19 protein-coding genes and 2 tRNA genes are annotated in these 22230 nt (G+C 66.9%); 3 read left to right on the plus strand and 18 right to left on the minus strand.

What is annotated here, in order from left to right; genetic code table 11:
- Positions 1-2: 2 nt before the first annotated feature.
- The 9 genes from nuoG to IWC96_RS10845 form a co-directional block, all read right to left on the minus strand.
- Positions 3-2048 (minus strand): NADH-quinone oxidoreductase subunit NuoG, encoded by a 2046-nt coding sequence (gene nuoG / locus IWC96_RS10805; protein ID WP_021697883.1) that lies wholly within the window; start codon positions 2046-2048, stop codon positions 3-5.
- Positions 2048-2542: a hypothetical protein gene (locus IWC96_RS10810; RefSeq protein WP_021697882.1), complete on the minus strand. Its 495-nt coding sequence runs from the start codon at positions 2540-2542 to the stop codon at positions 2048-2050. Before IWC96_RS10810 ends, nuoG begins: the two co-directional genes overlap by 1 nt.
- 3 nt (positions 2543-2545) lie before the next feature.
- Complete coding sequence (gene nuoF / locus IWC96_RS10815) at positions 2546-3859, minus strand: NADH-quinone oxidoreductase subunit NuoF (RefSeq protein WP_021697881.1); 1314 nt, start codon at positions 3857-3859, stop codon at positions 2546-2548.
- 3 nt (positions 3860-3862) lie between these two features.
- On the minus strand, positions 3863-4132 hold the full coding sequence (locus IWC96_RS10820) for a hypothetical protein (RefSeq protein ID WP_045319178.1): 270 nt from the start codon (positions 4130-4132) through the stop codon (positions 3863-3865).
- Positions 4133-4286: 154 nt separating this feature from the next.
- On the minus strand, positions 4287-4955 hold the full coding sequence (gene nuoE, locus IWC96_RS10825; protein WP_196838915.1) for an NADH-quinone oxidoreductase subunit NuoE: 669 nt from the start codon (positions 4953-4955) through the stop codon (positions 4287-4289).
- Entirely contained in the window at positions 4952-6127 is a 1176-nt protein-coding gene (locus IWC96_RS10830) for an NADH-quinone oxidoreductase subunit D (protein ID WP_196838978.1), read from the minus strand. Before IWC96_RS10830 ends, nuoE begins: the two co-directional genes overlap by 4 nt.
- Positions 6128-6228: 101 nt before the next feature.
- A complete protein-coding gene (locus IWC96_RS10835) occupies positions 6229-6885 on the minus strand; it encodes an NADH-quinone oxidoreductase subunit C (RefSeq protein ID WP_021697825.1) in 657 nt (218 codons plus the stop codon).
- Entirely contained in the window at positions 6882-7493 is a 612-nt protein-coding gene (locus IWC96_RS10840; protein ID WP_370541132.1) for an NADH-quinone oxidoreductase subunit B family protein, read from the minus strand. Before IWC96_RS10840 ends, IWC96_RS10835 begins: the two co-directional genes overlap by 4 nt.
- A complete protein-coding gene (locus IWC96_RS10845) occupies positions 7463-7840 on the minus strand; it encodes an NADH-quinone oxidoreductase subunit A (protein ID WP_045319163.1) in 378 nt (125 codons plus the stop codon). Before IWC96_RS10845 ends, IWC96_RS10840 begins: the two co-directional genes overlap by 31 nt.
- A 199-nt stretch (positions 7841-8039) precedes the next feature.
- Between IWC96_RS10845 and IWC96_RS10850 the strand changes: the two genes are divergently transcribed.
- A complete protein-coding gene (locus IWC96_RS10850) occupies positions 8040-9632 on the plus strand; it encodes an AbgT family transporter (RefSeq protein WP_021697828.1) in 1593 nt (530 codons plus the stop codon).
- An 89-nt stretch (positions 9633-9721) separates the two neighbouring features.
- Positions 9722-9798, plus strand: a tRNA-Asp gene (locus IWC96_RS10855).
- 324 nt (positions 9799-10122) lie between these two features.
- Here the strand turns inward: IWC96_RS10855 and IWC96_RS10860 are convergent.
- Positions 10123-11250 (minus strand): glycosyltransferase, encoded by a 1128-nt coding sequence (locus IWC96_RS10860; RefSeq protein WP_370541133.1) that lies wholly within the window; start codon positions 11248-11250, stop codon positions 10123-10125.
- Positions 11251-11607: 357 nt separating this feature from the next.
- Between IWC96_RS10860 and IWC96_RS10865 the strand changes: the two genes are divergently transcribed.
- Complete coding sequence (locus IWC96_RS10865; RefSeq protein WP_021697830.1) at positions 11608-14799, plus strand: autotransporter domain-containing protein; 3192 nt, start codon at positions 11608-11610, stop codon at positions 14797-14799.
- Here the strand turns inward: IWC96_RS10865 and IWC96_RS10870 are convergent.
- The 8 genes from IWC96_RS10870 to fabF all read right to left on the minus strand — a co-directional run bounded on the left by IWC96_RS10870 (position 14776) and on the right by fabF (position 22154).
- Complete coding sequence (locus IWC96_RS10870) at positions 14776-15009, minus strand: hypothetical protein (RefSeq protein WP_021697831.1); 234 nt, start codon at positions 15007-15009, stop codon at positions 14776-14778. The two genes, IWC96_RS10865 and IWC96_RS10870, sit on opposite strands and share 24 nt — an antisense overlap.
- A gap of 56 nt (positions 15010-15065) precedes the next feature.
- Positions 15066-15141: transfer RNA gene (locus IWC96_RS10875), tRNA-Val, on the minus strand.
- Positions 15142-15202: 61 nt separating this feature from the next.
- The gene (locus IWC96_RS10880; protein WP_021697832.1) at positions 15203-15478 is read right to left on the minus strand and encodes an HU family DNA-binding protein; all 276 of its coding nucleotides are present in this window, start codon (positions 15476-15478) and stop codon (positions 15203-15205) included.
- A 169-nt stretch (positions 15479-15647) separates the two neighbouring features.
- Positions 15648-18044 (minus strand): endopeptidase La, encoded by a 2397-nt coding sequence (gene lon / locus IWC96_RS10885; protein ID WP_021697833.1) that lies wholly within the window; start codon positions 18042-18044, stop codon positions 15648-15650.
- Positions 18045-18256: 212 nt separating this feature from the next.
- Entirely contained in the window at positions 18257-18898 is a 642-nt protein-coding gene (gmk, locus tag IWC96_RS10890) for a guanylate kinase (protein ID WP_021697834.1), read from the minus strand.
- Positions 18888-19769, minus strand: a complete 882-nt coding sequence (locus tag IWC96_RS10895; protein ID WP_021697835.1) for a YicC/YloC family endoribonuclease — start codon at positions 19767-19769, stop codon at positions 18888-18890. Before IWC96_RS10895 ends, gmk begins: the two co-directional genes overlap by 11 nt.
- Entirely contained in the window at positions 19769-20872 is a 1104-nt protein-coding gene (mltG, locus tag IWC96_RS10900; protein WP_021697836.1) for an endolytic transglycosylase MltG, read from the minus strand. The genes IWC96_RS10895 and mltG overlap by 1 nt, the downstream gene beginning before the upstream one ends.
- 1 nt (position 20873) lies before the next feature.
- Positions 20874-22154 carry a beta-ketoacyl-ACP synthase II gene (gene fabF, locus IWC96_RS10905; RefSeq protein WP_021697837.1) on the minus strand — a complete coding sequence of 427 codons (1281 nt, stop codon included), beginning with the start codon at positions 22152-22154 and terminating at the stop codon, positions 20874-20876.
- Between the last annotated feature and the right edge of the window lie 76 nt (positions 22155-22230).

Here is a 22230-nt window from a genome sequence, read left to right on the forward strand (position 1 = left end):
ACTTACTCCGCGGCCATCAGCTGGGGCGCCGAACGCTGGGCCGACAGTTCGGCCATGGTCTCGGACGCGCGCGCGATCGGGTTGGTCAGATACGGGTCCTTCAGGGCCGGGGCGAACACCACGTCGCCCAGATCGCCCTTGGCGCCCAGCTTGTCGACGCCGAACACCCGCGCCGGGGCCAGATAGTCCACCCGGCCGAAGGTCGGATGATCCGCCATCAGTTTGGCCCGCAGCTGGTTCAGGCTGTCGTACGGCAGGGTCTGGCCCACGCGCTCGGACAGGGCCCGCAGGATGGCCCAGTCTTCCTTGGCCTCGCCCTTGGGGAACACGACCCGCTCGGTCATCTGCACCCGGCCCTCGGTGTTCACATACAGGCCCGACTTCTCGGTGTATGCCGCGCCCGGCAGGATCACGTCGGCCCCGTGGGCGCCGGCGTCCCCGTGGCTGCCCAGATAGATCTTGAAGGCCTTCGACTTCGACGCATCGATCTCGTCGGCGCCCAGAAGGAACAGCACGTCCAGCGCGCCCTTCTGAACCATCTCGACCGCCGACAGACCCCCCTGCCCCGGCACAAAGCCCATATCCAGACCGCCGACCCGCGCCGCCGCATTGTGCAGCACGTTGAAGCCGTTCCAGCCGTCCGCCACCACGCCGACCTTGGCCGCCAGCTTGCCCAGCGCGCCCAGAACCGCCGGACCGGTCTCGCCGGTCAGGGCGGCGGAGCCCACGATGATCGCCGGACGCTCGGCCCGGGTCAGAACGTCCATGGCCGCCTTGGGCAGCTTGCCGACCGTCTTCGTTCCGGCGCCCAGATATTGATAACCGTAGGTCAGCTCGGCCTGCTCGCCGATCACCATCACCTCGGTGCGGCCCGCCAGCCAGCCCTTGCGGATGCGGGCGTTCAGCAGCGGCGCCTCGACGCGCGGATTGACGCCCACCATCAGGATGGCGTCGGCGTTCTCGATGCCCGCCAGACCGCTGTTGAACAGCCAGCCCTCGCGCTCGCCGCCGCCGATCGCCGCGCCGTCCTGGCGGCAATCGGTGTTGGCCGATCCCAGCGCCCGGAACAGGTCCAGCGTCGCCTTCATGGACTCCGCGTCCTGCAGGTCCCCGGCGATGGCGCCGATCTTCTCGGGCTTGGTCGCCTTCAGCTTGCCGGCCACGACGCCCAGCGCCTCGTCCCAGGTGGCGGGGCGCAGCTTGCCGCCCTCACGCACCCACGGGCGATCCAGACGGCGCTTCGTCAGCCCGTCCACCACATAGCGGCTGCGGTCCGACAGCCATTCCTCGTTAATGCCCTCGTGCACCCGCGGCAGCACGCGCATGACCTCGGCGCCGCGGCTGTCGGCGCGGATGTTGGAGCCCAAGGCGTCCATCACGTCGATGGTCTCGGTCTTCTTCAGCTCCCACGGGCGGTAATGGAACTGCCACGGACGGTGCGTCAGGGCGCCCACCGGGCAAAGGTCGTTGACGTTGCCCGACAGCTCGGAGTCCACCGACTTTTCCAGATAGGTGGTGATCTCGGCGCTCTCGCCGCGCGAGATCATGCCGATGTCCGGCACGCCCGCCACCTCGGTGATGAACCGCACACAGCGCGTGCACTGGATGCAGCGCGTCATGAAGGTCTTGATGGTCGGACCCATGTGCTTTTCTTCGACCGCGCGCTTGTTCTCGGCATAGCGCGAGGCGTCCCGGCCGAAATACATCGACTGGTCCTGAAGGTCGCATTCCCCGCCCTGATCGCAGATCGGGCAATCCAGCGGGTGATTGATCAGCAGGAACTCCATCACCCCCTTGCGGGCCTTCTCGACCATGGGGGTGTTGGTGAAGATTTCTTGCCCGTCGGCGGCCGGCAGGGCGCACGAGGCCTGCGGCTTGGGCGGCCCCGGCTTCACCTCGACCAGGCACATGCGGCAGTTGCCGGCGATGGACAGCCGCTCGTGATAGCAGAAGCGCGGAATCTCCTGCCCCGCCTTCTCGGCGACCTGGAGCACGGTCATGCCGGGCTCGAACTCGATCTCAACGCCGTTGACCTTGGCGACGGGCATCAGCGGGCCTCTTCTTCAGTGTTCACAGACACTTGCGTCTGAGAACTCGTCCCATCCGGGAGGGTCTGGATAATCGTGATCTGGTCGTTGTCGCGCACATAGCGGACGATCGGATCGGCAAGTCCGGTGCGCCACACCTGGGCCTCGGGGTCCGGCAGGCCGGTCAGGCGCCACACCACCACATCGCCCTCGACCCGGCACTGGGCCTGGGCGCGGCCCCCGTCCACCGGCGCGCGCCAGGACAGGTTCACCGCCTCGCCTTCGTCCAGCGTCGCGACGCCGTCCACATCGATCAGGGCCACCGGCAGCTCGTTCACCGTGGCGATGGCCGCGCGGCAGACGTCGCGCAAGCCGGCCTGATCCAGCGCCTCGGGCGAGGCCTGGGTCACCACTGCGGGCTCGGCCGCCGTCTCCGGCGCCGACGCGGGCTCCTCCGCTTGTGAACAGGCGGCCAGCACGGCCGTCAGGGCGATGAGGGAAAAGGCGTTGCGCATCCCCTACTCCGCCGCGATCGCGTGGCCGGCGAAGGCGCCGCGCGCGTTGCGATAGCTGGTGATGCGGTCCTCGATCTCGTGGCGGAAGTGCCGGATCAGGCCCTGCACCGGCCACGCCGCGGCGTCGCCCAGGGCGCAGATGGTGTGCCCTTCCACCTGACCGGCCACGTCCAGCAGCAGGTCGATTTCCGACGGATCCGCGTCACCCACGGCCATGCGCTCCAGCACCCGCCACATCCAGCCGGTGCCCTCGCGGCACGGGGTGCACTGGCCGCAGCTCTCATGCTTGTAGAAATAGCTGATGCGGGCGATGGCGCGGACCAGGTCGGTCGACTGGTCCATCACGATCACCGCCGCCGTGCCCAGGCCCGACTTCATGTCGCGCAGACTGTCGAAATCCATCAGCGCGGCTTCGGACATTTCGCGGGTGATCAACGGAACCGACGATCCGCCGGGGATGATGGCCTTCAGATTGTCCCAGCCGCCCCGCACGCCGCCGCAGTGATCCTCGATCAGCTGGCGCAGCGGAATGGACATGGCCTCTTCCACATTGCACGGGCGGTTCACGTGGCCCGAGATCGACATGATCTTGGTGCCGGTGTTGTTCGGACGGCCGAAGCCCGCGAACCATTCCGCCCCGCGCCGCAGGATCGTGCCCACGACCGCGATGGACTCCACATTGTTCACCGTGGTGGGGCAGCCATACAGCCCCGCCCCCGCCGGGAACGGCGGCTTCAGCCGCGGCTGGCCCTTCTTGCCCTCCAGCGACTCGAGCAGGGCCGTCTCCTCGCCGCAGATATAGGCCCCGGCGCCGTGGTGGATGTAGACGTCGAAGTCCCAGCCATGGACGTTGTTCTTGCCGATCAGCTTGGCCTCATAGGCCTGCTTGACCGCCGCCTCCATGCGCTCGCGCTCCAGCACATATTCGCCGCGCAGATAGATGTAGCAGGCGTGCGCCTGCATGGCGAAGCTGGCGATCAGGCACCCTTCGATCAGCAGGTGCGGATCGTGGCGCATGATCTCCCGGTCCTTGCAGGTGCCCGGTTCGGATTCGTCGGCGTTGACCACCAGATAGTGCGGCCGGTCCTTCACCTCCTTGGGCATGAAGGACCACTTCAGCCCGGTCGGGAAACCGGCGCCGCCCCGGCCGCGCAGGCCCGAGTTCTTGACGTTGGTGATGACCCAGTCGCGGCCCAGCGCCAGCATGTCCGCCGTCGCGTTCCACGCCCCGCGTTTCTTCGCCCCCTCCAGCGTCCAGTCATGGAAGCCGTACAGGTTGGTGAAGATGCGGTCCTTGTCTTCGAGAATGCCGACCATGTCTTACAGTCCTCGCGCCATGCGGCGCTTGTGGTGGCGCGTCCGAAGGAACGTCGCAGTCAGAAACAGAACCCAGCCGATGGCCAGGGCGCCGTAGCCCCAGACCTGGGCGCTCTCGGTCAGACCCGCCCAGCCGCGCGTGGAGCCCCACAGCACGAAGGCGCCGATGACGATGAACACCAGCCCGGCCCAGCGGTACGGCCGCGCCACACCGTTCAGCTCGTCGCGGTAGGCCTTGCGGCCCTCGGCGTTGTCCAGGTCGACCTTGTCCATCACAAACACCCGCTCATCCCCGCGAACGCGGGGACCCAGTGATTTGGGTGATCGGTGTTCAAAAAGACGCGCGCTGACCCAGGTCCTGAAGCGTTGACGCGAGCTGGACAGGACTGGGTCCCCGCGTTCGCGGGGATGAGCGGAAGGAGAGCGGTCATGCGGTCTCCTTCGCCGGTTCGCTGTTGGGCAGCTTTTTGATCGGCCTGGCCGCCGAGCCGTCATACAGCTTCGGATCGGTCAGGGTCGTGGCCCCGCCTTCCGGCTCTGACGAGGTCCGGCCCACATAGGATCCGGCCTTCGGCGACTTGCCCGCCGCGAAATCATCGATGATCTGCGCCAGAATCTCGGGCGTCAGGTCTTCGAAATAGTAGTCGTTGATCTGGGCCATGGGTGCGTTGGCGCAGGCGCCCAGGCACTCCACTTCCTGCCAGGTGAAGCGGCCGTCGGCGGACAGATGATCCTTGGGCCCGATCTTCTCGCGGCAGGTGGCCATCAGCTCATTGGCGCCGCGCAGCATGCACGGTGTGGTGCCGCACACCTGGATCAGGGCGGTGCGGCCCACGGGCTCCAGCTGGAACATGGTGTAGAAGGTCGCCACCTCCAGCACCCGGATGAACGGCATGCCCAGCAGCTCGGCGATGGCGCGGATGGCGGGCTCGGAGACCCAGCCCTCCTGCTTCTGCACCAGCCACAGGATCGGGATCACTGCCGAAGCCTTCCGCTCCGCCGGATATTTGCCGATCCACCAGTCGGCCTTCTTCTTCGTGTCCTTCGAAAAGGCGAACGAGGCCGGTTGATCCTTGGCAAGACGTCGGACGCTCATCGGTCCACCTCTCCGAACACGATGTCGAGCGAGCCCAGGATGGCGGACACGTCGGCCAGCATGTGGCCGCGGTTCATCCAGTCCATGGCCTGCAGGTGCTTGAAGCCGGGCGCCACGATCTTGCAGCGGTACGGCTTGTTGGTGCCGTCGGACACCAGATAGACGGCGAACTCGCCCTTGGGGGCCTCGACCGCCGCATAGACCTCGCCTTCCGGCGTATGGAAGCCCTCGGTGTACAGCTTGAAGTGATGGATCAGGGCTTCCATCGACCGCTTCATCTCGCCCCGACGCGGCGGCGCGACCTTGTTGTTCTCGACCATCACCGGGCCGCGGAAATTGCGCAGCTTGTGGATGCACTGCTCCATGATCCGCACCGACTGCTTCATCTCCTCGATGCGGCAGAGGTACCGATCCCAGCAGTCGCCGTTCTTGCCCACGACGATGTCGAATTCCATCTCGTCATAGCATTCGTACGGCTGGGACTTGCGCAGGTCCCACGGAATGTCCGAGCCGCGCAGCATCACGCCCGAGAAGCCCCAGGCCAGGGCCTCCTCTTTGGAGACCACCCCGATGTCCACGTTGCGCTGCTTGAAGATGCGGTTCTCGGTGACCAGGCTCTCGATGTCCTTCAGGGCCTCCGGGAAGGCCTCGCACCATTTCGAGATGTCGTTGATCAGGTCGTCGGGCAGGTCCTGGTGGACGCCGCCGGGACGGAAATAGTTGGCGTGCAGGCGTGCGCCGCAGGCCCGCTCATAGAACACCATCAGCTGTTCGCGCTGCTCGAACCCCCACAGCGGCGGGGTCAGGGCGCCCACGTCCATGGCCTGGGTCGTGACGTTCAGCAGGTGGCTCAGGATCCGGCCGATCTCCGAATACAGCACCCGGATCAGCTGGGCCCGGTACGGAACCTCGATGCCCACCAGCTTCTCGATGGCCAGGCAGAAGGCGTGCTCCTGATTCATCGGCGCCACATAGTCGAGGCGGTCGAAGTACGGGATGTTCTGAAGGTAGGTCCGCGCCTCCATCAGCTTTTCCGTACCCCGGTGCAGCAGGCCGATGTGCGGGTCCACCCGCGTCACCACCTCCCCGTCCAGATCCAGCACCAGACGCAGCACTCCATGCGCCGCCGGGTGCTGCGGCCCGAAATTGATGGTGAACTTGCGGTCGTCCATGTCCTTCACCGGCGCGGCGAACGCCACGGCGCCGGTTTCCAGCGCCGTTTCGTCTCGCGCGTCCAGCTCCGCCTTGCGCATCGTGTCGTGACCGTCAGCCATCACGCCTTGCCTCCGCTGGGCTTGCCGGCCGAGCCGATCGCCTTCTCGTCGCCCGGCAGGACCGACGCGGCGTATTCGGCGCCTTCCCATGGCGACAGGAAGTCGAAATTCCGGAATTCCTGGGCCAGCTTGACGGGTTCATAGACCACCCGCTTCTGCGCCTCGTCGTAGCGGACTTCCACATAGCCGGTCATGGGGAAGTCCTTGCGCAGGGGATAGCCCTGGAAGCCGTAGTCGGTCAGCAACCGGCGCAGGTCCGGGTGGCCCGAGAACAGCATGCCGTACATGTCGAACGCCTCGCGCTCGAACCAGTCCGCCGCCGGATAGACGCCGGTGATGCTGGGCACGGGCGCGCGCTCGTCCGTCGTCACCCGCGCCCGCAGGCGCAGGTTCTTCGTCAACGACAGCAGGTGATAGACCACGTCGAACCGCTCGACCCGCTCGGGATAGTCCACCCCCGCCAGATCGGTCAGCTGCTGGAACTCGAACTGGTCCCGCAGCCTGGTCAGGACCGCCACGATGTCATCGCGGCGAACCTCGACGGTCAGTTCGCCGAACGCCACGCTCCAGCCGGTCACGGCCTTGCCGCCGGCCTTCTGGATGGCGCGGCCCAGCGTGCCCAGGGACTTTTCAGCCTTGGTCATCACATCGGTCATCGGTCGATCGTCCCGGTGCGGCGAATCTTCTTCTGCAGCTGCAGCAGCCCGTACAGCAGCGCCTCCGCCGTCGGCGGGCACCCCGGCACATAGACGTCGACAGGCACAACGCGGTCACAACCACGAACAACACTGTAACTGTAGTGGTAATACCCGCCGCCGTTGGCGCACGAGCCCATCGAAAGCACGTAACGCGGGTCCGGCATCTGATCGTAAACCTTGCGAAGTGCGGGCGCCATCTTGTTGGTCAGGGTTCCGGCCACGATCATCAGGTCCGATTGCCGCGGACTGGCGCGCGGGGCCATGCCGAAGCGCTCCATGTCATAGCGCGGCATGGACGCCTGCATCATCTCAACCGCACAGCACGCCAGACCGAAGGTCATCCACATCAGACTGCCGGTGCGGGCCCAGGTGATGACGTCATCCAGCGAGGCGGTGATGAAGCCGCGCTGGTCCAGCTCGTCGCTGACCTGCTCGAAGAACCGGTCGTGCTTCGCGGGATCGTATCCCTCGACCGTCGAGCGCGCGCCCACCCCATAGGCGGGCGGCACGACCAGGCCCGAAGCCGTCTTGGCGGTCACTGCCATTCCAGGGCCCCCTTCTTCCATTCGTAAAGGAACCCGATGGTCAGCACGCCCAGGAACACCATCATCGACCAGAAGGCGAACACCATATGCTCGCCCGGCATGCCCATCATCGCCACCGCCCACGGGAACAGGAAGGCGATCTCCAGATCGAAAATGATGAACAGGATCGACACCAGATAGAACCGCACGTCGAACTTCATCCGCGCATCGTCGAAGGCGTTGAAGCCGCACTCGTAGGCGGACAGCTTCTCGGTGTCGGGATTCTTGGGCGCCAGCACCCAGGCGGCGATCATGAAGCCGAGTCCAAGCACCGTCGCGATCCCGAAGAAGACCACGATCGGCAGATATTCGAGCAGAAATTCGTTCATCGAGACCACGCCTGGTTCGCCGGGGGGAGGCGGCGGATTCGCGCGTCTTCTAGACCCAAGACGCGAACGGTTCAAACCCATGTCGTACAAGGATTTTGTTGAGAATGGTTCGCAACCTTGAGGGTTGATTTTTCACCCTAACGCCTCTCCCTTTGGGTCAAACTAGGCTCGAGGGGCCGAAGATCAGGAAATTGGGCGCATGGGCATCGGCAACTGGCTGCTGAACGGGGTCGAGAAGGCGGGCAACAAGCTGCCGGATCCGGTGTTCATCTTTGTCTGGCTCATCGCCATCCTGATGGGGGTCAGCGTCTTCGCTACCTATGCAGGCTGGGCCGCCGTCAATCCGGTGACGGGCGCGCCGATCGTTGCGGAGAGCCTGGTTTCACCCGACAACCTTCGGCAGCTGTTCGTTGAGATGCCCCGGACCCTGACCGGCTTCGCGCCCCTGGGTTATGTCCTGGTGGTCATGCTGGGCGCAGGCGTGGCCGAGCGCACAGGGTTGTTTTCCGCCGGCATGCGGGCGGCCGTGAAACGCGCCCCCGCCTTCCTCCTCACGCCCATGGTCATCTTCATCGCCATCATCGGCAACCACGCGGCGGACGCGGCCTATGTGGTTCTGGTGCCTCTGGCGGGCGTGCTCTACGCCGCCGCGGGCCGCCACCCCATCGCCGGCATCGCCGCGGCCTTTGCCGGTGTATCTGCAGGCTTCTCGGCGAACATCTTCCCCGGCCAGCTGGACGTCCTGCTGCTGGGCATCACCGAGCCGGCCGCTCAGCTGATCGACCCCAGCTGGACCATGAATCCGGCGGGCAACTGGTTCTTCATCGTCGCCATGACCGTGATGTTCGTGCCCCTGGGCTGGTGGGTCACCGACAAGATGATCGAGCCGCGCCTGGGCGCCTGGGTCCAGAAGGATGATTCGCCGATCCAGATCTCGGACGGCGACACCACCCCGGCCGAGCGTCGCGGCCTGTGGATGGCCGGCCTGGCTGCGCTGGTGGTCATCGGCGGATGGGCGGCCATGGTGTTCGCGCCCGGCGCGCCTCTGGTCGATCCTGAAGGCGCGGACTCCGCCGCCCGGCTGCAGCCGTTCTATCAGTCCCTGGTGGCGGCCTTCTTCGTGCTGTTCCTGCTCACCGGCGTGGCCTTCGGCGTCGCCGCGGGCACGGTGAAATCGCACCGGGACATCGTCAGGATGACCTCCCAGGCCATGGCCGACATGGCGCCCTACATCGTCCTGGCCTTCGTGGCGGCGCACTTCGTGGCCATGTTCAACTGGTCGAATCTGGGGGCCATCATGGCCATCGGCGGCGCCGAGCTGATCAGCCAGTCGGGCCTGAACACCTTCGGCCTGCTGTTCGCCATCGTCATCGTGGCGGGCTTCATCAACATCTTCGTGGGCTCGGCCTCGGCCAAATGGGCCTTCCTGGCCCCGATCCTGGTGCCCATGCTGATGCTGCTGGGCATCAGCCCCGAGATGACCACGGCCGCGTACCGCATGGGCGACTCGGTCACCAACATCATCACGCCCCTGATGGTCTATTTCCCGCTGGTGCTGACCTTCTGCCACCGCTGGGACAAGGATTTCGGCATGGGCAGCCTGATGGCGATCATGATCCCCTATTCGATGGTCTTCATGATCTTCGGCTCGATCATGACTGGCGCCTGGGCCGCCGCCGCCTTGCCGCTGGGGCCCGGCGCCGGGGTGCACTACGATCTTCCCACCCCCGCCGAGGCCGCCCAGCCCGCCAATCCGGTGGGCCCGGCGGCGCCGGAACCGTCGGGGCGGTAATTTCATGACTTATGCCGCTTGACGGCGCGAGGGGCGCCGCCTAAACGACGCCCCTCGCCGCGACGCACCGCTTCGCGACGAGGGAATACGCGGGTGTAGCTCAGTTGGTTAGAGTGCCGGCCTGTCACGCCGGAGGTCGCGGGTTCGAGCCCCGTCACTCGCGCCATTCCTTCTTTCGAGGGAATGGCGCTTTTCAATTCCCCCATCGTCGGCCGTAATCCCGCATTTCCACGCGCGAATGCCGTCCGCGGCAAGGTTTTGCGCGAATTTCACGGCGCTTTACGCCCACCATCTTCGGACGCAATTGAACTGACGGCCTGGTCAGCAGCCGCGTAGGAGACCGGAATCAGCCGTCGATACCGGTGAGACTCATTTGAGTGTCACCAGCCCGGCCCGCTTCCGTTCAGATTCGCCCAGCCCTATGGAGGCCTCCGGCGCGCGCCGTGGGACTTGTGAGACTCTCATTGGACTGTCTTTGCGTCCGACCGTCTCAGTGGACCGGATAGGACACACCCGGCTGGACGAAGGCGGTCTGGCCGCTGACGTCGCCATAGACCATGCACAGGTCCTCGAAGACCCGCCCCCAGGAGAACCGCTGGACCGCCCGCAGACGCGCGGCCTGGCCCAGGGCCTCCACATCCCGCGCGAACAGGGCCTCGACGGCGGCGGCGAAGGCGGCAGGCTCGGCGGCCTCGGCCAGTTCGCCGACCTCGCGGTCCACGGTCTCGGCCACCCCGCCGGCGTTCACGCCCACCACGGGGCGACCGCACGCCATGGCCTCCAGCACGATCAGGCCGAAGGGCTCGTGGTCGTTGGCGTGCACGAAGGCGTCACAGCTGGCCACGATCCGCGCCACGGCCTTCGGGTCTGATTCGTAAGGCAGGGAGATCACCCGGTCCTCGCGGGGCAGGCCCATGCCCGCGCCCACCAGCACAAGATGATAGGGCGCGCCCAGCTTCTGGACCGCCCGGATCAGGACGTCGATGTTCTTCTCACGCGCGGGCCGCCCGGCGAACACCAGCAGCCGCGCATCGGACTTCAGGCCCAGCTGCTTCAGCAGATCGGCCCGGTCCGCCCGCTCCGGTCGGAAGGTGTCCACCTCCACGCCCAGGGGCTGGACCACGATGTTGGACACCCTCGCCTCTTCCAGGCGGCGAGCAATGTAGCGGCTGGGCGAAACCACCCGGTCGAACTGGCAGAACAGCTTCGACCAGCGCTTCTCCACCGGTTTCTTGGCCCATTCACCGAAATGCAGCGCCGCCAGCGCAGCCGGATCCGAATGACAGAAGCCGATCACCGGACATCCCGCCCGCTGCCCGGCCTCCAGGGCCGCCTGCCCGGGCGTGTAGGGGTCGCCGGCCTCGATCAGGTGGGGGTGGGTCGCCGCCACCCATGCGCTCCAGCGCTTGATGGACGTGGGCCAACGGTATCCGTCGCCGAACGGCAGTTTGGGCGCCTGCAGTGTCAGCAGGCCCGGACGCGAATGATAGCGCGCGCCCGGCACGACCAGGGTGTGGGCGATTTCGGGCCGGTTCGCCTCCAGCCAGGCCTTCTTGGCCAGCAGATAGCGTTTCACGCCGCCGGACCGGGGCGCATAAAGCATGGTGGTGTCGACCATCCGGGTTCTGGGGTCGGCTGAAGCGCCCTTCACACTGCTGAAAGTGTTCGCCACCTTTTCGTCCCGGCCGGGAATCAGCTGAACTTCGCTTTCCTGAACGTCGATCATTCCTTACTCCGCCTTACCCATAAGGCTGCAACGCGCAAGCGCGAGCGTTGGATGCGTGCGCTCCACCACAGTAACGGTCAAGCTTTCTGATGTCGCAGGCGTGCATGGCTTTGCACGACAGCTTCATCACGGCTATGAGGGGGACGGCCTTGCAATCGCCTCAAATTCGAGAAACTTGGGGCGTGCCGTTCGGTCCCGGACTCGGGGTCAGACTGTATCGGGCGCGCGTCACCAAGGGGTTCTTAATCCATGCGTAAACTGCTCGCGGCCGCTGTCGCGCTCGCACCTCTCGCCATCGCCGCCGGGGCCGCTCACGCCGACACCGAGATTTCGAACACGCGCACCACGCCGATTCTGACCGCGAACGCCAACAACGGCGAAGCGGACGATGTGGTGATCACCAATGGCGGCACGCTCAGAATCGCCACCGGCGTCGCCGCGACCCTGAACTCCGACAACGACATCACGATCGCCAACGGCGGACTGATCCAGATGGAGGACGCCGAGGACGGCGCCACCGCGATTCTGGCGGAAGGCGGCAACTCCGGCTCGATCGAGGTCAACGGCCTGATCAGCATCACCGAGGATCACGAAGGCGAGGACGAGGACGAGGACGGCGACCTGGACGGTCCCTTCGCCATCGGGTCGGATCGCTATGGCATTCGCGTCGTCGGCGCCGAGGCGCTGGACGGCGGCATCACCGTCGGCCGTCAGGGCGCCATTACGGTCGAGGGCAACAACTCCTACGGCATCTTCAATGAGGCTGGACTGACGGGCGACCTGGTGATGCGCGGCAGCGTCACCATGACCGGCGACGGCTCCTATGCGATCCGCAGCACGGGAAATGTCGACGGCGATGTCTGGGTCGGCGGCGCCATCACTGCGCGTGGCGAGGATACGGTCGGCGTGTCGCTGGAAGGCGATATCGGCGGATCCCTGCGCATCGACGGCAACATCACCGTGACCGGTTTCCGCTATACCGGCCGCTCCGCCAACGAGGAGGCGGTGGAGGCCCTGGACGAGGACGACCTCCTGATCGGCGGTCCTGCCGTCCGCATCAGCGGCAACGTGGCCGGAGGCGTTCTGCTGGCCACAACGGCTCCCCCCGTCGAAGACGAGGATGAGGACGACGATGAGGAGAACCCGGACACGGACGGTGACGGCGTTCCGGACTCTGAACAGACAACCGCCAGCATCACCTCATTCGGCTCCGCGCCCGCCATCGAGATCGGTTCGGAAACCCGGGACATCACCCTGGGCCTCGTGGGGGCGGACGAACTCGCCTACGGCTTCATCAACCGCGGAGGCGTGACGGCCTCGGGCGTCTATGACGGCGTCGAGGCGACCGGCATTCAGATCGGCGTCGCCGGCGGCAACGCCGTCACCATCGAGGGCGGCTTCAGAAATGAAGGGGGCGTCGAAGCGCGTTCGAGAGAGGCCGCCGCGACGGCGGTCCGGTTCGGCGCCGGCGCCACGACCCCCATTCTCTACAACTCGGGCACGATCCTTGGCGGCGCGGTGACCGACGGCGGCCATGACGCCACGGCGATTCTTGTCGAAGCCGGCGCCAGCCTGCCGGCCCTGTACAATTCCGGCCGCCTGCAATCGGTTCTCACCGGTGCGCTCGGCGATGCGGTGACCATTCGCGACCTCAGCGGCACCCTCACCCAGATCGACAACATCGGCGTCATCCAGGCGACCACGGTCTCGACGCGGGATGAAGACGGCGAGGTCATTCCCGCCGAAGGGCAGCGCGTCGCCATCGACGTCAGCGCCAACACAACCGGGGTCACCCTGACCCAGCTCCTTCTGGAGACGGATCCCGAGGATCCGCCCGCCAGCGGCATCACCTCCCCGGTGATCAGCGGCGACATCCTGCTCGGCTCGGGGGCCGACACCGTGGATATCCGTGACGGGTTCGTTTACGGAAACATCGATTTCGGGTCCGGCGCGGACAGACTGCTGATCAGCGGCGACGCCGAGGTTCGGGGCGCCCTGTCCGCCACCGGCGGCCTGCTCTCCATCGACGTGGCCAGCGGGCTCCTGGACGCCCAGCAGGCCGGCTCTCTCGACATCAGCAGCCTGTCCGTCGGCGCCGACGGCGATCTGATCCTCACCATCGATCCGGCGGCGGGAACGTCCGGCGGGTTCAACGTGTCGGGAACCGCCAGTTTCGCGGACGGCGCCGGTCTCGGCGCCCGCTTCATCTCGCTCGTGGATGATCCGACCCGTTACGTCGTCATCGAGGCGGGCGTGCTGGAATTCGGTGATATCGACGAGAGCTCGCTCACGGAGAACTCGCCCTTCCTGTTCGTGGTCGAGGCCGGGGCGGATGAAGCCGCCGGCCAGGTCTACCTGGACGTGCGTCGCCGCACCGCCGACGAGATCGGCATGATCCAGTCGGAATCTGCGGCCTTTGATGCGGTCTACAACGCCCTGAATTCGGACGAGGAGCTGCGCAACGCCTTCCTTGGCCAGAACGAGCGCGACGGCCTGATGGCCGTGTACGAGCAGATGCTGCCGGATCATTCGGGCGGCGCCCTGATCTCCCTGGCCTCGGGTGTGGATGCGGTGACCCGGGCCCTCGCCGGCCGCAACAACAGCGCCGCGCGCGGCGAGACCAGCGCCTGGCTGCAAGAAATCAATTTCTACGCCGACAAGGAGACCGACAACGCCTACGGCTTCAAGTCGGAGGGCTTCGGCTTCGCCGGCGGCGTGGAACGGGGAACGGCCTTCGGCGCCATCGGCGTGTCCACGGCCTTCACCTCCTCGGATCTCGAAGAGCCGGGCGCGGCCGCTGAAGAGCGTCTGTCGGCCAATCTGATCGAACTGGGCCTCTACTGGCGCGCCCAGGGCGGCTCCTGGACCACCTGGGCCCGTGCGGCGGGCGGCTACGCCAGCTTTGAATCGGTCCGACAGTTCGTGGGCGAAGGCATCCTGCGCCGCGCCGAGGCCGACTGGAACGGCTACACGGTCACGGCCGCGGCTGGCGCGTCCTACGAACGCAATTTCGGCCGCTACAGCCTGCGGCCGGAAGTCCTGGCCGAATATTTCGCCCTGAGCGAAGACGGCTTCGAGGAAACCGGCGGCGGCGACGGCTTCAATCTGGCGATCGAGGACCGGGACGGCCACATCTTCTCGACCACGGCCGCCCTGAACTTCGGCATGGGCTTCGGCGAGAACCAGTGGCTGCGTCCCGAGCTTCGGGTCGGCTGGCGTCAGATCATCTCCCACGACGGCGGGATCACCACGGCCCGCTTCCTCAGCGGCGGTCCCGGCTTCGATCTCATGGCCGACAGTCTCGAAGGGGGCGGTCCGATCGTCGGCCTGCGTCTGAACGTGGGCAACGAGCTCGGCATGCTGGCCGTCGAGGCCGATGCGGAGTTCCTGGACGATTACGTCCGCTACGCCCTGCTGCTACGGGCAAGCTTCCGGTTCTGATTGCTGCGGAACGCCGCCGGCCAAAAGCCAGGCGGCCTCCACCTTGCCCGCGAACAGGGCGCGCCGCGCCGCGGGGTCTCCACGCGGCGGCGTCTTCGGCGCCGTAACGCCGGCATAGCCCTCGCGCGGCGCAGGCCAGGCGCCCTGCCCGCTCCAGTCGGTGTCGACGGACGTGGCGAGAATCGTGGAAATCAGCACAAGGGTCAGCATCTGCCAGCCTATGCCCGTGCGCGGGTGTCGGCCTCAAGCCACGAAAGCTGACGGATTGGTGGGCGGCGACGGGTTCGAACCGCCGACCCTCTCGGTGTAAACGAGATGCTCTTCCAGCTGAGCTAGCCGCCCTCAATTGAACAGGGCGCGGACCGCACGGCCCGCGCCCTGATCGAAACAACGCATAAACGGTTTAGCCGTTCAGGGCGCTCTTCAGACCTTCGCCGACGCGGAAGCGCGCGGTCTTGGAGGCCGGGCGTTGAACGGTCTCGCCGGTGCGCGGGTTGCGCGCCAGACCAGCCTTGCGCTCGGTCGCCACGAAGCTGCCGAAACCGACCAGACGCACGTCCTCGCCGGACTTCAGCGCCTTGGTCACGCTTTCGGTGAACACGTCCAGGGACTTCTTGGCCTGGTCGCGGGTGATCCCGGCGCCATCGGAGATGGCGGCGATGAGTTCAGCTTTCGTCATTACAATTTTCTCCAGCCCTATATGGGCGCAGCTGCCGTCTGAAAGACGACTCGGCCTAAGCCCTACGCCCCGACTAAAGGACAGCTTTTCCCTCGCGTCAAAAGGGAAACCGCCCGCAATCCCTTTAAATTGGGGGTTTTTCGGCCTTTTCGCAGGATTTTCTCACCGATCAGTGGCTGATGACGGTCTCCGCGCCGGTCCCCGCAGGCGGGGCAGGCGGAAGGGGTTCCGTCTCCTCGTCCCACTCCACCGGCGTCAGGTTGCCCGTCAGGGCCCACTTCAGCGCCTCATCGGCGGTGGACACCGGCACGATCTCCAGCGCCGCCTTGACGTTGTCCGGCACCTCGGCGAGGTCCTTCTCGTTCTCCTGCGGGATCAGCACCGTCTTCACGCCCGAACGCAGGGCCGCCAGCAGCTTCTCCTTCAGGCCGCCGATGGCCGTGACCCGGCCCCTCAGCGTGATCTCGCCGGTCATGGCGATGTCCTTGCGGATCGGGATGCCGGTCAGCACCGAGACCATGGCCACGGTCATGGCCACGCCCGCCGAGGGGCCGTCCTTGGGCGTCGCGCCGTCGGGCACGTGCACGTGGATGTCGGTCTTCTCGAACACCGGCGGCTTGACGCCGAAGGCCAGGGCCCGGGCGCGCACATAGCTGGCGGCGGCCGAGATGGACTCCTTCATCACCTCCTTGAGGTTGCCGGTCACGGTCATGCGGCCGCGGCCCGGCATCTTGATGGCCTCGATGGTCAGGATGTCGCCGCCGAACTCGGTCCAGGCCAGACCGGTGACGATGCCGACCTGATCCTCCTCGTCCGTCTCGCCGTGGCGGTATCGACGGACACCGGCGTATTCGGCCAGCTTGGCGTCATCCACGGTGATCGACAGGACATCACCGCGCGCCATCTCGCGCACGGCCTTGCGGGCCAGCCCGCCCAGGGCCCGCTCCAGCGAACGCACGCCGGCCTCGCGGGTGTAGTAGCGGATAGTGTCGCGGATGGTCTCGTCCGGCACGATCCACTCGCCCTCCTTCAGGCCATGGTCCTTGGCCAGCTTGGGCAGCAGGTGCCGCTTGGCGATCTCGACCTTCTCGTCCTCGGTGTAGCCGGCGACGCGGATGATCTCCATCCGGTCCATCAGCGGCTGGGGCATGTTGAGGCTGTTGGCCGTGGTCACGAACATGACGTTCGACAGGTCGTAGTCCACCTCCAGATAGTGGTCGCCGAAGGTCGAATTCTGCGCCGGGTCCAGCACCTCCAGCAGGGCCGAGGACGGGTCCCCGCGCCAGTCGGCGCCCAGCTTGTCGATCTCGTCCAGCAGCACGAAGGCGTTGGTGGTCTTGGCCTTCTTCATGGACTGGATGATCTTGCCGGGCATGGAGCCGATGTAGGTGCGGCGGTGGCCGCGGATCTCGGCCTCGTCCCGCACGCCGCCCAGCGACATGCGCACGTACTCACGGCCCGTCGCCTTGGCGATGGAGGCGGCCAGCGACGTCTTGCCGACGCCGGGAGGGCCCACCAGGCACAGGATCGGCCCCTTCAGGCTGTTGGTGCGCGCCTGAACGGCCAGATACTCGATGATCCGCTCCTTGACCTTCTCCAGACCATAGTGGTCCTCCTCGAGAATGGTCTCGGCCTTCGCCAGGTCGATGGGCTTGGTGCGCGCCTTGCCCCACGGGATCGACAGCAACCAGTCCAGATAGTTCCGCACCACGGTGGATTCCGCCGACATGGGCGACATGTTGCGCAGCTTCTTGACCTCGGCCTCGGCCTTGGCGCGCGCTTCCTTGGACAGCTTGGTCTTGCGGATGCGCGTCTCGATCTCGAGGATTTCGTCGCGCTGATCGTCGGTCTCGCCCAGCTCGCGCTGGATCGCCTTCATCTGCTCGTTCAGATAATATTCGCGCTGGGTCTTCTCCATCTGACGCTTCACGCGCGAGCGGATCTTCTTCTCCACCTGCAGGACGCTGATCTCGCCCTCCATCAGGCCGTAGACCTTTTCCAGGCGGCGCGGCACGCTGATGGTGTCCAGCAGGCTCTGCTTGTCGGAAATCTTGACCGACAGGTGCGCGGCCACCGAGTCCGCCAGCTTGGACGGGTCGGTGATCTGCGGAATGGAGCTGAGCGCCTCGGGCGGGATCTTCTTGTTCAGCTTCACATAGCTGTCGAACTGCTCGACCACGGCGCGGATCAGGGCCTCGGCCTCCTCGGCGTCGCCGTCCTCATCGTCGATCTCGACGGCGCTGGCCTCGTAGAACTCCTCCCGCTCGGTGAAGGCCGTCAGGCGCGCGCGCGACTTGCCCTCGACCAGCACCTTCACGGTGCCGTCGGGCAGCTTCAGCAGCTGCAGGACCGTGGCCAGCACGCCGATGGGATAGATGGCGCCGGGCGCCGGATCGTCGTCCACCGAGTTCTTCTGGGTGGCCAGCAGTATCTGCTTTTCCCCCTTCATGATCTCGTCGAGGGCGCGCACGGATTTCTCGCGGCCCACGAACAGGGGCACGACCATGTGCGGGAAAACGACGATGTCGCGAAGCGGCAGGACGGGGAGAATCTTGGACTCGGACATGATGCTCACTGCTTTCAGGGCCCTCGATCATCTTGGACCCACGGCCCGGACATTCGGACCGTCCGCCGATTCCGACGGTGTTCGGAAGAGTATGTGGCGTCAAACGCGGGCGGTTCAAGCTTGACGGAAATCCGGCCACAGAACCGTGATGCCCCCACGCGCCCGCCGGACGACGCAGGACGGCCGCCAACGGTCAGCCCGTCAGGGACGTATCACACCACTTCGCGCAGCAGGGCGGCCTTGTAGTCGGCGACCCAGAGATTGCGGAAACGGCGGCTGCGCTCGGCATGGTAGATGTGGGCCAGCTCGGCGTAGGAGCGGTCGAAATCGTCGTTGACGAAGACGTAGTCAAAGACGTCGCAGTGCTCGATCTCGCCCTTGGCGTTCTTGATGCGCCGCTCGATCACCTCCGGCGCATCCTGCGACCGGGTGATCAGCCGACGTCGCAGCTCCTCGAGGCTGGGCGGGAGGATGAAGACGCGCACCGCGTCTTCGGGGCATTTCTCGGCGACCTGGGCCGCCCCCTGCCAGTCGATGTCGAACAGCACGTCCCGGCCCTCGGCCAGGGCCCGGTCGATGGGGCCGCGCGGCGAGCCGTAACGCTGGCCATGCACGTCGGCCCATTCCAGGAACGCGTCCTGATCCACCAGCCGCTGGAACTCCTCGTGGCTGACGAAATTGTAGTCGCGGCCGTCCACCTCGCCGGGGCGGATGGGCCGGGTGGTCATGGAGATGGACAGCTCCAGCCCGCCGTGGTCGGCCATCAGGCGACGGCACAGCGAAGTCTTGCCCGCCCCCGAAGGGCTGGCGACGATGAGCAGGACGCCGCGGCGCGGGGTGTGGTTATTCGACATTCTGGACCTGCTCACGCAACTGTTCGATGGCGGCCTTGAGGTCAAGGCCCACGGCGGTCAGCCGCGTGGTGGCGGACTTGGAGCACAGGGTGTTCGCCTCGCGCATGAACTCCTGCATCAGGAAGTCCAGCTTGCGGCCCACCGCCCCGCCCTTCGACAGGGCGCGCGCCGAATCGATGTGGGCGGTCAGCCGGTCCAGCTCCTCGCGCACGTCGGCGCGGGCGGCCAGGGCGGCGGCCTCCAGAACGATGCGGTCCGCCAGATCCGGTGCGTCGGGCGCCAGCTCGTTCATGCGGCGGGTGAAGCGCTCACGGATGGCCTCCGTCTGGGCCGCGGCGTCGGTTTCCGCTTGCCCGACCAGCACCTCGATGCGTTCGATCAGGCCAATGACGACCGGGGCCAGCCGCTCGCCCTCGGCGGCGCGCGAGACCGACAGGGCGTCCAGCGCATCGTTGATGCTGACGGTCATGGCCGCTTCGAGGGCGGCGCGGGTCTCGGCGTCGGCGTCCTCCTGCGGCGCCTCCATGACCCCGCGCAGGGCCAGCAAGCCGTCGGCCGAGGCCTGGGCGAAGCCGCGCCCGGCCAGACGTTCGGCCATGGCCGTGTATTGCTCCAGCACCGCCTCGTTCAGGACCAGAGCCTGATCGCCCTCGGCGCGGCGGGCCTGGACCCCCAGGGTGATCTGGCCGCGCTGGAAGCGGGCCTGCGCCGCCTCGCGCGTGGATCGCTCAAGCCCGTCGAAGCCCGGCGGGCCGCGAAAGCGGACCTCCAGATTGCGCCCGTTGACCGACCGCGCCTCGACCGCCCAGGTCCAGCCCTGATGGGCGCCCTCGGCCCGGCCGAAGCCGGTCATGCTGGTCAGTTGCGCCATCAGGGTTCGCCGTCCCCCGCCGCATCCTCGCGCGCATCCTCCAGCACCGCCTCGGGCGGGGCCGTCTCGGCCGGCTCCCCCGCCCGCCGGGCCTCGATGGCGCGCCAGCGGGCCACGTTTCGCAGGTGTTCGTCATAGGTGCGGGCGAAGGCGTGGCCCCCCGTGCCGTCGGCGACGAAGAACAGATATTCGGTCTCGGGCGGGTTCAGCACGGCGGCCAGGGCCTCGCGGCCCGGATTGGCGATGGGCGTCGGCGGCAGACCGTCGATCAGATAGGTGTTGTAGGGCGTCTGGCGCTGCAACTCGGAGCGGCGAATGCCGCGGCCCAGCGGACGGCCGCCGTTGACGCCGTAGACGATGGTGGGATCGCTCTCCAGCCGCATGCCGCGACGCAGCCGGCTGATGAACACCGCCGCCACCTGGGGCCTTTCCTCGGCCAGGCCGGTCTCCTTCTCGACGATGGAGGCGAGGATCACGGCCTCTTCCGGCGTGTCGATGGGCAGGTTCGGCGCGCGCCCGGCCCAGAGCTCGGCCAGCAGTTCGTCGTGGGCCTGCTGCATGCGGCGCACCACCTCGGCGCGGGTTTCCCCACGCGTGACTTCATAGGTTTCCGGCAGCAGCGAGCCCTCGGGCGGGATCGGGATCTCGCCGGTCAGCACCTCTTCGGCGTTCAGGATGTCCCAGGCTTGGGTCGACGACCGGCCCTCAGGCAGGGTCACGAAGTGGCGCACCACCTCGCCTGACACCAGCTTGTCGATGACCCCGGCCAGCGACAGGCGTGATTCGATCTCGTACTCGCCCGCGCGCAGCCGCCGGTCGGCGCCGCTCAGGCTGGCGGCGGCGCGGAACATGTCGGGCGACCGGATCACCCCGGCCTCGTGCAGGGCCGCGCCGATTTCCGAAACCCCGGCGCCGGAGCGCAGGATCACGGTCGTGGTCTCGCCCTGCCCCGCCTGCGGACCCGGCCCCCAGTAGACGCTCCAGACCCAGACCAGCCCGGCGATGGCCACCAGGCTGAGCGTGGCCGTGGCGCCGATCAGGCCGGCGATCAGACCGCCCTTCTTCTGTTCCGGCGTTTCCCCCCGCCGACGGAACAGGGCCATCTCAGGACACCGACTTCAGGATCAGACAGGCGTTGGTGCCGCCGAAGCCGAAGCTGTTGGACACGGCCACATCGATCTTCCGCGCCTTGCCCTTGTCCCTGACCATGTCGATGGCCGTCTCGTGTTCCGGATCATCCAGATTGATGGTCGGCGGCGCGGTCTGGTCGCGGATGGCCAGGGCGCAGAACGCCGCCTCCACCGCCCCGGCGGCGCCGAGCAGGTGGCCGATCATGGACTTGGTCGAGGACAGGGAGACGTTCTTCGCATGGTCGCCCAGCACTCGCTCGATGGCCTTCAGCTCGATCCAGTCGGCCATGGTCGAAGTGCCGTGGGTGTTGACGTAGTCGATGTCCGACGCCTGCATTCCGGCCTGCTTCAGCGCCATCTGCATGGCGCGGTAGCCGCCCTCCCCGTCCTCGGACGGGGCTGTGATGTGATAGGCGTCGCCGCTCATGCCGTAGCCCGCCACCTCGGCGTAGATCTTGGCGCCGCGGGCCTTGGCGTGCTCGTACTCCTCCAGCACCAGAATGCCCGCGCCCTCGCCCATGACGAAACCGTCGTGGTCCCGATCATAGGGACGGCTGGCCTTTTCCGGCGCGTCGTTGAAGCTGGTGGTCAGGGCGCGGCAGGCCAGGAATCCGGCGATGCCCACAGGCACGATGGCGCTTTCCGCGCCGCCGGCCACCATCACGTCCGCGTCGCCCAGGGCGATCATGCGCGCCGCATCACCGATGGCGTGGGCGCCCGTGGCGCAGGCGGTGACGACAGAGTGGTTCGGGCCCTTGAGGCCGTGACGGATCGACACCTGGCCGGACGCCAGATTGATCAGGGCCGAGGGGATGAAGAACGGGCTGACCCGGCGCGGACCCTGCTCCTTCAGCACGATGGCGGTGTCGGCGATGGGGCCGAGACCGCCGATGCCGGAGCCGATCATGACGCCGGTGGCTTCCTGGTCCTCGGTCGATTCGGGCTTCCAGTTCGCGTCGGCCAGGGCCTCGTCGGCGGCGGCGATGGCGAACAGGATGAAGTCGTCGACGCGCTTGCGGTCCTTGGCCGACATGATCTGATCGGGGTCGAAGCTGCCGGGCGTGTCCGGCCCGCCGCCGCCCCGTCCGTCCACGGACGGCACCTCGCAGGCGATGGTGCAGCCGTAGCCTTCGGTGTCGAAGACCGTGATCTGGCCGGCGCCGGACTTGCCGTCCAGGATGTTTCGCCAGCTGTGTTCGACGCCCCAACCCAGGGGGGTGACGAGGCCGATGCCAGTGATGACGACGCGGCGCATGGTCAGCTCCTCAAGAACCTAAGCCTTAAACAGTAACGGCCGCCGGTCGGTCCCGCAAAGGAACAGGCCGGCGGCC

The sequence above is a fragment of the Brevundimonas sp. BAL450 genome (genome assembly GCF_015767455.1).
Taxonomy (GTDB): domain Bacteria; phylum Pseudomonadota; class Alphaproteobacteria; order Caulobacterales; family Caulobacteraceae; genus Brevundimonas; species Brevundimonas abyssalis.